Below are 13,230 nucleotides of genomic sequence, written 5' to 3' on the forward strand. Positions count from 1 at the left end.
AGTTCAGAATAAACAACTTATAAATAAATTACTGAATTTCGCTAAGAATTTATAGCAATTACTCCGAAGATTTTACTAAAGCGGAAAACTCCCTTAGGTCAAACAGTTTCGCTTCTTAAGGTAAAATATTCTACGTAATAGCTTAAATTCTAGAGCTTATTTAGATATTCTCTTCATACTATTTATAAGTTTTATACACATCAGTTAAAAAAATATGTTTTTTGTATAAAACTATATTACAATTTTTAAATAACTATTTTAATCAAAAACACCAAAACAAGTAAAGTAAAATAATTTTCTGTATTATAATAGAATTAAAACTTTATTATATTATTAAGTACATATAAATTGGAGAAATACTATGAAACTAAAATATAAATACAATATAAAAAAAGGATTTAATATATGTTATCTTTCACTAGTTTGTTTTTGTCTCACTTTAATTATTATTAGATGGATTAATAGTTTTGATAGCAACATTGTATTCATTAATAACACTATTACTTCACATATATCAAACTTTTCCTTAAGTATTCTTTTTTACTTGTTTTATGGTTATATTATTATCTTATTTGATGTTAAATTTCGATATGTAATTGCATTAGGTATAAGTTTAATTTTAGGAAATTTTATATATGAATTATTTTTAAGTATTATAAACACGAAGGATATTATTGATGCTATATACGGGTTAGCAGGATGTTTATTATCCTTTGTATACTTAGCATTATTAAAGAAATATGGATTGATTTTAAACGAATAAAAAAATAAATAATATACTAATCTATACTTTAATTCAAGAACAATTTTAATAAATAACAAAATAAAAGGACCAATAAATCATTGGTCCTTTTTAAATATCTTATTTTCAATATTTGTACACTTAAACTATCAAGTAAATTATAACTTTTTAGCTATTAAAAACTTTATTTTTATTCCTTGTTTTGAGAACATTTCTTCATGCTCTGTTACTACATTATATTCATATCCACTATTATGTAGATCACGAGTTATGTAAGTTATCTCAAAATTACACTCTTTAAAATACTCTAAAGATTCTTCAAAAAGCTCATCATCATCAGTTTTAAAATGAATTTCTCCACCATCAACTAAGAAATCTCTATATTTTGTTAACTGTCTTGTGTGAGTTAATCTTCTCTTCTTGTGTCTATCTTTAGGCCATGGATTACAGAAGTTTATATAAATTCTTTCTATCTTGTCATTGCTATCTAATATAGTATCTATTAAAGCAATCTCTTGAGGCATTAATTTAACATTATCTAAAGGTTGATTTTTCTCCTCATATGCTTTTTCTATATTTCTTTTAGCTAAAACAAGAACTTCATCTTTTATATCTATTGCTATATAGTTTATGTTTGGATGGTCAGAACCATGTACAGCCATAAATGTTCCTTTTCCACATCCTAATTCTAAATATATTGGGTTTTCTGTATTTTTAAAAGTATTTTTCCAATTACCTTTATTCTCTTTTGGATTAGCTACAAAGAAGTCACATGCTTCTAATTCTGGTCTAGCCCAAGGCTTTCTTCTCATTCTCATCTTAAAATCCACTCCATCCTTTAGTTTCAGAATTATTATACAGATTTATATGAAGTATATCAACCTTAGGCTTTTCCTAACCTATAAAAATTATATATCTAATTAAAATATTTCTTATATAATCTTAAAGAACTCCTTTGGAATATAATTTATAAACTGACTTATTTCATTTCTATGTCCATATTTCCCTTGAGAATTATATGTTATAACTAACCTTTTCTTTGCACGAGTTATTGCCACATAAAATACTCTTTTTTCTTCTGATAGATTTCCTTCTTTAATAGACATATAAGAAGGAAATGTATTATTTTGAATACCTGCTAAAAATACAGTATCAAACTCTAAGCCCTTTGCTTGGTGCACAGTTATTATTGGTATTCTAGGCTTTTTAGTTCTATTTATTATTAAAGATTCTAACTCTCCATTAGAAAGGCCTGTTATTCTTATAATATCTAACAAGGCATCTCTATTTCCTTTGCTCTTATCATCTAAATCTCTAAATAAAGCATATAAATCTCTTAATCTATTTAACTTTTCTTTGTTTTCATTTCCAGCATACATACTCTTAATATTAAAGCCATTCATTACACAGGCAACTAATTCGTAAGGTCTTTTACTTTCTGCTATTTTAAAAAGCTCATTTAGTTTCTTACTAATAGCCTTAAATACTTTTAGATGTTTTGACATTAAAGCCATTCTTTCCATTGAAGTTGGAATTATCTTTTCATTTATTGCCCTAACTAAAAGCTCACCTGTAGCAATAATATCATCCATAGCATCATGGCTTGGCTTATGTTTAGTATCATAAACATTACTTAGATTTTCTAACTTATAATTTATATTTCCAGGATAAAATCTTCTATATATATCTAAAGTATCATAAAAAGTTTTAAACTTAGGCTTTCCTAAATTATTTCTTTCAAGTTCACTACGTAGGATATTTATATCATATTGAACATTATGCCCAACTATTATAGAATCCTTAGAATACTCCACAAATTCCTTTAAAACTTTTTCTTTGTCTTCTCCAATACTTTGAAGCATTTCATCTGAAAAACCATGAACATAATAAGAATCCTTAACTGGTTTCTTGTTCTTTAAAAATTTTTCAAACTTATCTACTACTTCCCCCTTCTTATTTAATTTTATGGCTGCTATTTGAATTATCTCATCCTCTGTAACATCAATCCCTGTACTTTCCACATCAAAAACTATTATATTTTCTTTTTCAAATTCATTTATTAGTAGGGAAAATTTTTCTCCATATTCTAATACAAGAGGATCTATATAATCTGCTAATCTTATACCAACCTCTTTGTACTTATAAGATTCTATAGCCTCTAAGGTTCTCATACCAATTCCTGTTGGAAGTCTATTGACTATTCTTTTTAAACTTAGTGAATCATATCTATTAGCTATTAATTTTAAAAAGGCTAATATATCTTTAACTTCTTGTCTCCTAAAAAACTTAAATTGATCAACAAGTATAAACTCAAAATCTGCCCCCTCATATCCACCGATTTGATAAAGCTCTTCACTAAGTCCTATATTATAGTTATTATCCCTTGTAAGAACACATACTCTTTTTAAATCTTCACCATTTTTGCATAGCTTGTTTACATAATCAAAGATAAACCTAGCTTCTTCTCTTAATCCTCTAGTTTCCTTTAATAATATTTTCTCACCATCTTCTTTTGATTCTGCTAAAATACCATCCTTATACATAGTAGAAACTTTACTCGAAAAAGCATTGTTCAAAAATTCTAATGAAGCCTTATTTAAATTTTTAGTTGCCCTATAATTCTTAGAAAAAACAATTTCTATAGGATTATATTTCTCTTTAAATTTATTAAAAATCATCTCTGGGTCAGATCCACGCCAACTATATATGGTTTGAAAGAAATCTCCACATATAAGAACATTATTTCCTTCAAAAAGCTTCTCAATTATTGAATACTCTATAATGCTTGTATCTTGAACCTCATCTATATTTATATACTTAAATTTATTTTTAAGAGCCCTAACAACTTTTTCATCCTTAAATAATTCCTTAGTAAGTATTATTAAATCATTAAAGTCTAAAGCATGATCATCTCTAAGCCTAGAATCATATAGTGTTACTAATTCATGACCATGAAACTTAATATAATTTTTAAGGTTTAAATTTAAATTTCCTTTGTTAGTACAAACTTGATTTATTTTTTCTTCTCTAAATTTAAAAATTTCATCAATTACAGTTTTATATTCATCTAAAACTCTATCCTCTAAAGTTTCTATTCTTGCTCTCTCAACCTTTATAAAATCAATAACCTTTTGAATTTGCATATTAGTAGCCATTAAATTGCTTGTAGCATAGTAATAACTTAATTTACTTATAACTTCTCTACAATCATCTTCATCAAATATTGTGAAATCTGAAAAAATATCTGTATTTCTCTTTGCATAAGTTCTAACTACATCAAAACAAAAGCTATGAAAAGTTCTTATGGTTATATCCTTAGCCTCTCCCCCAACTATTTTCATTACCCTATCACTCATCTCTTTACATGCCTTATTTGTAAAAGTGATACATAAAATTTCTGAAGGCTTTGAATTTCCATTCTTTATTATGGAAGTGACTCTTTCTGCTAAGGTATTAGTTTTTCCTGTTCCAGCAGAGGCAAGCAAAATAATATTATTTTTTTGTTCATTTATAACCTTTTGTTGCTCTTCATTTAAATTAATCATACCAGCCTTCCTTTCCATATAAAATTGGCTAAAAGTTTTATTTATATGTTATTAATTGTGAACTACTCTCCACTTATAGAAGTGGGAGCTTCTTGGTCAATATACCTAGTGGCACAAGTTTCCCCAAGCTTATAGGGTAGTTCCTACCCCAATATAATATCTATTTATACTATCAATTTCTCTAAGTTTTTAGCTGCATTAATATCTCTATCGTGTTCTGCTCCGCACTTTGGACAAATCCAATTTCTAAGTGCTAGACTTTTTACATCACTATTTTTATATCCACATTCAGAACATAGTTGTGAACTAGCATAATTTGATAGAGCAACAACAATATTTCTTCCATACCATTTAGCCTTATATTCAAGCATCACTCTAAATTCATACCAACTAGCTTCTGATATTACTCTTGCTAACTTATGATTTTTTAACATATTACTTACTTTCAAATCTTCTATTGCTATTGATTGGTTTTCTCTAATAAGCTTTATAGATAATTTATGTAAGAAATCTTTCCTTTGATTGGCGATTTTATCATGTAGTTTAGCAACTTTTAATCTTGCTTTATATCGATTATTGCTTCCTTTTTGTTTTCTTGACAAATCTCTTTGTAATTTTATCAATCTTTTTTCTAATTTTCTTAAATATTTGGGATTATCAACTCTGTATCCATCTGAACAAACTACAAATTCTTTTAACCCAACATCAACACCTACTTTTTTATCAGTTTTAATCAATGTCATATTTTCAGTATCAACTAAAATAGAAATAAAGTATTTGTTACTTGGTGTTTTAGAAATAGTACAACTTTTAATTTTACCTATAAATTTTCTATGATATTTAATTTTAATCCTAGTTTTTAATTTAGGTATTTTTATATATCCATTGTCAATACTTACAGTTCCCTTTTGATTGTTAGTAGTGAAACTATGATAATTTGTCTTTTTAGACTTGAACTTTGGAAATCCGACAGATTTATCTCTAAAAAAATTCTTATAGGCTTTTTCTAAATTTTGCTGAACATTTGCTAACGCTAATGAATCAACTTCTTTTAGCCATTCAAATTCTTTCTTATATTGTGCTGGTGTATTCTTTAACATTTCACCAGTTTGTTTATAATACTCAATCTTATCATTAAGCATTTTATTATAAATAAATCTAGTGCATCCAAAAGTTTTAGCTAAATATTCTTTTTGTTCTGAATTAGGATATATCCTATACTTATAAGCTTTGAGCATTATTTCCTCCCCTGATTTTCATGTATTTTTTCACCACCTCAATATGATCCCCCCAATAGTTAACAAACAGTAGCTTCTACTCCAAAAATATTCTTTCCAAAGTTGTTTTCTTATACTTGGATATTCTTTTTTTATTAGTCTACTACTTGCAGATTTATAAGCATTTAGAAATTTTGATATTTCTGTAAGTCTGTTGGATATATAATCATTAATTACTTTTCTACGATATTTTATAACCAATAATAAGTAATATGACAACTTGAATACTGAATGATTATTAGTATCTAAATCCACTATATTCACTTCATTATATCATTTATTACTGATTATACTGTATTGTTCTCGTTGACTATCGTCAAGTGCTATCCATCTCCCACTTTAGAATCGGGAGAATTTCTCACAATTAGTTTAAAAATATAATGATTCCAAAATTTCATAACAAATTTTATAAAATGTAAAGCCATAATAAAATAAAAAAAAGGCGTGTATCAAAATAAGTTTTATTATATTTTGATACAACCCCTTTTTTATTATGAATTAAGTTTTGCTATTTCAAGCTCCTTTTCTCCTACACTTTCTTTTTTCTTAGAATAAACTAATTTATAAAGGACAATTCCACAAATTAATCCTATTACGCAAAGTGCTATCATTGATAAGAATATAAGATTATATCCCTTTATGCCTGGATGTGAATCAAGAAGTCCTCCATAGTAAGAGTTTATAAACATATCTGGTACATATCCTATAAATGAAACTATACCAGCTGCAATACCTGTATATTCTCTTGGAACCTTAACTTCATCAAGTGGTGCAAAGAAAACACCCTTCATTCCAAGTAAAATTATTGATAAGATTAACATATTAATAAGTACAGGTATTATAAATGCACTTTTTCCTGGCATAAATACATATACTAAAGTGAATATTATTGATAAACTAAGTCCTATTATCATAAATTTAATAGTTGAATGCATTTTATCTGCAATAATCCCTGATATAGGTGGAGCAAGCATCATAATTACATAACTTCTTATTATTCCTATAAATGCTCCTAAGGCTACTGACATACCAAATATTTCAGTTACATAAGGTGTTAAGAATGCAAGTCCTGAAAATGCTGCATAAGTTGTAAATACTAAGGCTGCTACTAACCAAACTTCTGGCATTTTTACAACCTTCTTTATACCATGCACAATATCTCCTCTTGTTTGTTTATTTATTTCCTTTTCTTCTTTAGAATCATCTAATAAGAAATAAGCTATAATTCCAATAACTATAAGTGCTACTGAGTAAAATATTATTATTGATCTAATTCCTAATAAACCTTCTCCAAGTTTTGCAAGCATTCCTAAGGCTATAAATGAAACAACTGTAGAAGCTGCTCCTCTACCCCCTTCTAAAATACCAAATAACTTACCTTGCTCTGAACTATCTCCAAGCATTCTGACAGCCTTAACCATAGTTGGCCAAAATGTAAATACTGTTGTTATTGCCCAAGCTCCATTTATGATTAAACATACTGTGTATGATGGTATTGTTGCATACCAAAATCCTAAAAGCCCTGTGGCTATAAGAGAAAATGGAACTAATATCTTATAAGAAAATTTATCTGCTATAACTCCACCAGGTATATATAGTAAAAAGTTAACTATTCCATACATACTTGTTAAAAAACCCATTTGAAAATTTGTTAAATGAAAGGCTTGTTGCATTGGTATATAAAAAACCTCTCTTAAATAAGGTAATCTATAAATAATTCCTCCACCAGCACACAAAACTAAAAGAGTAATCCATTTTTTAGCGTTATTGTTTTTCATCCCTTTCTACCCCCTCTTTTGTTATTTCATCTACCATAGTTAAAATTTTATTTCTTAAAAATAAATAAAAAATAAATTATTAAACCCTTATTATATTTATTTATTTTTATTTTCTAAAACTTCTTTTAAAATATTAGGATAATTGGTTATTATCATATCAACGTTTAAATCTATCATTTTTTCCATATCTTTTTTCTCATTTACTGTGTATACATTTACTTGTTGAAAATCTTCATGTGCATCCCTAACTATTTCTTCTGTTATACTATTAAATTCAGGATGAAGTGCTGAAGAACCAACTACCTTACAATAATTATGTGGTTCAAAAATACAATCCCAATAAAGTATTCCTGTTTTTATATTTTTATTAAGTCTTATACATTTTCTTATTGAATAGTGATCAAAGGATGATATTATAACTCTATCCTCAAATCCATAATTCTCTATTTCTTTATATACCTTTTCTTCTAAACCTTCATAATGTATGATGCTATTTTTAAGCTCTATATTTATAAGTTTGTCATTATCCTTCATAAAATCAAAAAACTCTTTTAGTGTAGGTATTTTTTCTCCTTTAAATTCATCAGAAAATTTTATTCCAGCATCTAAGTTACATAACTGTTCATAAGTAAAGTCCTTTACATACCCCCTTCCATTAGTTGTTCTATCAACTTCTTCATCATGAATTACAACTGGAACTCCATCCCTTGTAAGATGAACATCCATTTCTATACCATCACAATCTGCTTCTATTGCCTTTCTAAAAGCTATCATAGTATTTTCTGGATATAATCCACTTAACCCTCTATGTGCTACATTTAATATTTTTTTCATAATTGTTCCTCCTATCTTTTTTCGACTATTATTGGAAATATATTTGAAGATTATAGTTCCCTAAAAATAAATAAAGTTCACCCTAAAACTATAAAATAATTTTAAGTTGAACTTTTCTCTCACACTCTCTTAGTTTAACTTACTTTTTTCCTAAATATTTAATTGTAATTTAATTATACCAATCATGAAAACATTTACTAAAAGTTGAAATTTATTTATTTGTTAAAAAAAGGCACTATATTTTTAACATTTTATTTTTTAAATCATATATAATTTTCAAACATTAAAAATATTTTTGGTATTTTATGTTTAAATTTGTATTTTTAATACAAATTTGATAAATTTATTATTCTAATCTAATACCATAAATTTAATAATTTATGAATATTCTCAATTATATCCTATATATAAAATACAATTTAATCATTTATAATAAGAATTTTTCCTCAAAACAAAAATAGTACAAGTAAACTTTTATTACTTGTACTATTTTTCTTAAAATTATTTTCTAATACAATATTATATAGTTAAAACAGAATTAACAGGAATAATTTAATTTATATTTTCCAAAAAAATATTATATTACTTTTCACAATTAAAATTTTAAATCACTTTACATAGTTTCTATTTCTAATCCAAAATGATCTGATACAACTTCTTTATTCTTCCCATTAAATATAACCCTACTATCATAAACTTTTGTATTCTTATTAGTAAAAATTATATCTATTCTTAATTCTCCAGTGTTATCTTCCCATCCAGCTATATTTTTATTAACTGTAACACCAGAATCCTTATTTTCTGCTAAATCATAAGTATCAATTAACCCATTACTCTTAAGAAAATCATATCCCTCATTCTTTAAAAAGGCATTATTATTGAAATCTCCCATAAAGAAAGCTCTGTTTTTGCTTTCCTTAGCATGTGCAAGTAAGTTTTCAGCCTGAAATGTGAAGCTTTCCTCTTTATCATGCCACCATCCTATGTGGCAAGAATAAAAATCTATATTTTCATTGTTAATATCAATTGTTGCTTTTACTATTTTTCTTGATCTCCAAAAGGTTTTACAGTGACTTTTTGATATATAAAAGCTTTCACTATTTACTATTTTATGCTTAGTTAATATGCACAACCCTTCCTCATATATATCATATCCAATATGAGAGTAATCCCAAACTAGGTGGTATTCTTCTCCACCTAGTTTCTTTATTTCTTCAATTAATACTAATCCATAATTATCTTCTTTTAAATTTCCTTCTTTAATACTAGCCTTAATACTTTGACTAGCCTCTTGAAGAGCTATAACATCATATTTCTCTTCAACTATTGTTTTTGCTAAGTATTTTATTTTGTATAATTGTTCTTCCTCTAGCCAAGAATGACAGTTTAAAGTAAGTAATTTCATTTTTATTCTCCTAAACACCTAAGATATCTTGAATATCTGATTTTAACACATCTGCTTTAGGACCATATATAGCTTGAACCCCTTTATCTTTAACTATAAGACCTAAGGCTTTATTATCTTTCCAAGCTTTTTCATCTCCAACTTTTTCAATGTCTTTAACAGTAACACGAAGACGAGTCATACAAGCGTCTACATCTACTATGTTTTCTCTTCCACCTAGTAATTCAATAGCTTTAACTGCTAACTCATCCATTGAAGCATTGCTATTTGATGAAACTTTATTTGAATTTTCATCTTCATTATCAATATAGTTACCCATACGTCCTGGTGTAGCTATTTTGAACTTCTTAATTAGGAAGCTAAATACAAAGTAATTTAAGAAGAAGAATACTACTGCAACTATTATAAAGTTTATTAAATCCTTAGTTAAACCTGCATTTATCATAAGTGGTGAACGAGTTATAAGCTCTATAAATCCAAACGCATGAACTCTTAAGTTTATTATATCAGCTATAGCAAATCCTAAACCTGCAATTACTGCATAAACTACATATAATATTGGTGAAATAAACATGAACATAAATTCAATTGGTTCAGTTACACCAGTTAAGAATACTGCTATGGCTGCTGAGAAAAATACTGATTTATATTTTTTCTTCTTATCTGGATCAACATTTTTATACATAGCTAATGCTACCCCTATTAATGAAGCACTTGAAAGTATTACTTGTCCAGCTTTGAAACGAGCAGGTACCACTGACCCTATAAGTTGATTGTATGAAGTTATATCTCCTGCTTGCTTAAAGTTATTTAAATCAGTTATCCAAGCAAGCCATAATGGATCTTGTCCTGCAACTACTTGTCCTGCTGTTGGACCTGTAAGTATATGATAAACTCCACCAAGCTCTGTATAGTTTACTGGAACCGTAAGCATATGATGTAATCCAAATGGTAATAATAAACGCTCTAATGTACCATATAAGAATGGTGCTATTATTGGAGCTGTATCCTTAGATGTAGCTATCCATTGACCAAAAGTATTTAATCCATATTGTACAAATGGCCATACAAAAGAAAGTATTATTGCTGAAATTGTTGAGCCTATTATAACCATGAAAGGTACAAAACGTTTACCATTGAAGAATGCTAATGCATTAGGTAATTTATTATAATTATAGTACTTGTTATATAATGCTGCTCCTAAGAAACCTGAAATAATACCAACAAATACACCCATATTAAGTGCTGGAGCACCTAACACTGAAACAAAGTAATCTTTAACTAAAAGTGTTTGTCCTGTAAAGGATTGAACGGTAGCAGTTGAATCCCCTGCTAACATAGTATTACTTACACTAAATATTACACCAGTGATTCTATTAATAAGAACGAATGCTATGGTACCTGCAAAAGCTCCTCCAGCACGTTCCTTAGCCCAAGATCCTCCTATTGCAACGGCAAATAGTAAGTTTAGGTTACCAATTATTGCCCAACCAATATCCTCCATAACTCTCGCTATAGTTTTTATGAAATCTACATCAATGTAAATTCCCATTACTTTACCTATTGAAATCATAAGTCCGGCAGCAGGCATTAAAGCAACAACTACTAATAATGCCTTACCAAACTTTTGCCAGAAATCAAAAGACCCTAATTTAAATTTCTTCATTCTCAAATCCCTCCATTTATTATTCTTATAACACTCATTCCAAGGTTATTGGTCATGTACACTATAACCTCTAAATTTTGTCTTTAGATAGATCTAGCTAAAATTTAAAGCTAAAAATAAACTTTAAATTCAGTTTAACTTTTTAGATTTGTTTTAATTTAAAATATAACAAAATCTTTAAGAAAGCTTATATACTCTGCATTCATAAGGTTTTAATGTAAACTCTGTTAAATTTTCATGTGCACAAACTTCATAATTATTAAGAATTAAATCCTTAGAATTAAGTTTTTCTTTCTCATATATGTATTTGGCCTTTTCTTCAGTTAAATTAGCTATTATCAAGAACTTTTCATTATTTAAAGTTCTTGTATAAGCAAAAATATTTTCATCCTCTTCAAGGATTAAATCATATACACCATAGATTAAAGCTTCATTAGACTTTTTAAGTTTTATAAGCTTTTTATAGAAATTTAAAACTGAATTTTCATCCCTTTCTTCAACTTCTACATTTATTCTTTTGTAATTCTCATTAACTCCTATCCAAGGTTTTCCACAAGTAAATCCTGCATTTTTACTTGAGTTCCATTGCATAGGGGTTCTTGAATTATCTCTTGAAGTGATCCAAGCTTCTTTTAATGCTATTTTCTCCGAAACACCACTTTCAATTCTTTCATTATAAGTATTTATGGTTTTAACATCATCATACTCAGAGATACTATGGTATTTAACATTTGTCATACCAAGTTCTTGTCCTTGATATATGAACGGTGTTCCCTTTTGTAAGAAGTAAATTGCTCCAAAAGCTTTTGCACATTCAGTTAAATATTCCTTGTCATTTCCCCAAGTTGAAACAACTCTAGGTATATCATGATTTTCAATAAAAAGTGCATTCCATCCTTTGCCTTCTAAAGAATTTTGCCAATTTGTTAAAACATCTTTGTATGCTTTCACATCAAATCCTTGTCCCTCTTCATAATTCCAAAGATTAAGATGTTCAAATTGGAATATCATATTAAATGTTCCCTCATCTTCAGCTACCCAGTGATCAGCTTCATTAGCACTAACTCCATTGGCTTCTCCAACGGTAACTATATCGTACTTTGAAAAAGTTTCTTCTTTTAGTTCCTTAAGATGAGAATTTATTCCCTCTACATTCATATGTTTTTCAAAGGATGAAACATATTTAAGTCCCTCTGGATTATCCATATCCTTAAGACCTTCTTCTTTTTTTATGTGACTTATAGCATCAACTCTAAATCCATCAATACCCTTATCAAGCCACCAGTTTATCATTTTATATAGTTCATTTCTTACCTCTTCATTCTCCCAGTTTAAATCTGGTTGCTCTTTAGCAAATAAATGGAGGTAATACTCTTCACTATTCTCACAGAATTCCCAAGCTGAACCTTTAAATATACTTTCCCAGTTATTAGGTTCCTCATCCCCTTTTCCTTCTCTCCAAATATACCAATCTCTTTTAGGATTATCCCTAGAAGATCTTGATTCTATAAACCACGGATGTTCATGACTAGTATGATTTATTACTAAATCTATAATAAGTTTCATCCCTCTATTATGAACCTCATTAAGCAATTCATTAAAATCATCCATAGTTCCAAATTCATCTAAGATATCTTTATAATCACTAATGTCATAGCCATTATCATGATTTGGTGATTTATACATTGGACATAGCCAGATTAAATCAATACCTAAATCTTTTAAATAATCTAATTTAGATATTATCCCTTGAATATCACCTATACCATCACCATTAGAATCCATAAAGCTCTTAGTGTAAATCTGGTAAGCAATTAATTCTTTCCACCACTTTTTATTCATATTTTCTCCTTATGTTTACGTATATTGATTGAATTTTAAATTTGAACATTGTGCAAACGTTTGCCCATCATTCAAAAAAATTTGTTTTTTAGAATTACTAAAAAACAGATTTTAAAATAAGGCTAAAATTCAAAGTTCTCA

General features: G+C 27.7%; 8 protein-coding genes and 1 pseudogene. All 9 read right to left on the minus strand.

Features of this window, described 5'->3' with window-relative positions; genetic code table 11:
- Nucleotides 1–900: 900 nt before the first annotated feature.
- Nucleotides 901–1,560: a tRNA (guanosine(46)-N7)-methyltransferase TrmB gene (gene trmB, locus QP548_RS11060; protein WP_003471427.1), complete on the minus strand. Its 660-nt coding sequence runs from the start codon at nt 1,558–1,560 to the stop codon at nt 901–903.
- A 114-nt stretch (nt 1,561–1,674) separates the two neighbouring features.
- Entirely contained in the window at nt 1,675–4,287 is a 2,613-nt protein-coding gene (locus QP548_RS11065; RefSeq protein ID WP_061426348.1) for a 3'-5' exonuclease, read from the minus strand.
- 164 nt (nt 4,288–4,451) lie between these two features.
- Nucleotides 4,452–5,525: an IS200/IS605 family element RNA-guided endonuclease TnpB gene (gene tnpB / locus QP548_RS11070; protein WP_060794355.1), complete on the minus strand. Its 1,074-nt coding sequence runs from the start codon at nt 5,523–5,525 to the stop codon at nt 4,452–4,454.
- A pseudogene (locus tag QP548_RS11075) lies at nt 5,509–5,819 on the minus strand (transposase). The gene tnpB and the pseudogene QP548_RS11075 overlap by 17 nt, the downstream one beginning before the upstream one ends.
- A gap of 236 nt (nt 5,820–6,055) precedes the next feature.
- Nucleotides 6,056–7,342, minus strand: coding sequence for an MFS transporter (locus tag QP548_RS11080; protein WP_061426347.1), 1,287 nt, complete (start codon nt 7,340–7,342; stop codon nt 6,056–6,058).
- Between the two features lie 96 nt (nt 7,343–7,438).
- Nucleotides 7,439–8,176 (minus strand): glycerophosphodiester phosphodiesterase, encoded by a 738-nt coding sequence (locus QP548_RS11085; RefSeq protein ID WP_061426346.1) that lies wholly within the window; start codon nt 8,174–8,176, stop codon nt 7,439–7,441.
- Nucleotides 8,177–8,789: 613 nt separating this feature from the next.
- Entirely contained in the window at nt 8,790–9,581 is a 792-nt protein-coding gene (locus QP548_RS11090; protein WP_061426345.1) for an endonuclease/exonuclease/phosphatase family protein, read from the minus strand.
- 10 nt (nt 9,582–9,591) lie between these two features.
- Nucleotides 9,592–11,247: a PTS transporter subunit IIBC gene (locus QP548_RS11095; protein WP_061426344.1), complete on the minus strand. Its 1,656-nt coding sequence runs from the start codon at nt 11,245–11,247 to the stop codon at nt 9,592–9,594.
- A gap of 177 nt (nt 11,248–11,424) precedes the next feature.
- Nucleotides 11,425–13,089: a glycoside hydrolase family 13 protein gene (locus QP548_RS11100; protein WP_061426343.1), complete on the minus strand. Its 1,665-nt coding sequence runs from the start codon at nt 13,087–13,089 to the stop codon at nt 11,425–11,427.
- Nucleotides 13,090–13,230: the final 141 nt, after the last annotated feature.

Source organism: Clostridium sp. UMB9555A (genome assembly GCF_030222355.1).
Classification (GTDB): domain Bacteria; phylum Bacillota; class Clostridia; order Clostridiales; family Clostridiaceae; genus Sarcina; species Sarcina perfringens.

Coding starts and splice junctions, on each gene's coding strand:
- QP548_RS11065 (WP_061426348.1), bottom strand. CDS start 4,287: ATGATTAATTTAAATGAAGAGCAACAAAAGGTTATAAATGAACAAAAA.
- QP548_RS11090 (WP_061426345.1), bottom strand. CDS start 9,581: ATGAAATTACTTACTTTAAACTGTCATTCTTGGCTAGAGGAAGAACAA.
- QP548_RS11085 (WP_061426346.1), bottom strand. CDS start 8,176: ATGAAAAAAATATTAAATGTAGCACATAGAGGGTTAAGTGGATTATAT.
- tnpB (WP_060794355.1), bottom strand. CDS start 5,525: ATGCTCAAAGCTTATAAGTATAGGATATATCCTAATTCAGAACAAAAA.
- QP548_RS11080 (WP_061426347.1), bottom strand. CDS start 7,342: ATGAAAAACAATAACGCTAAAAAATGGATTACTCTTTTAGTTTTGTGT.
- QP548_RS11095 (WP_061426344.1), bottom strand. CDS start 11,247: ATGAAGAAATTTAAATTAGGGTCTTTTGATTTCTGGCAAAAGTTTGGT.
- QP548_RS11100 (WP_061426343.1), bottom strand. CDS start 13,089: ATGAATAAAAAGTGGTGGAAAGAATTAATTGCTTACCAGATTTACACT.
- trmB (WP_003471427.1), bottom strand. CDS start 1,560: ATGAGAATGAGAAGAAAGCCTTGGGCTAGACCAGAATTAGAAGCATGT.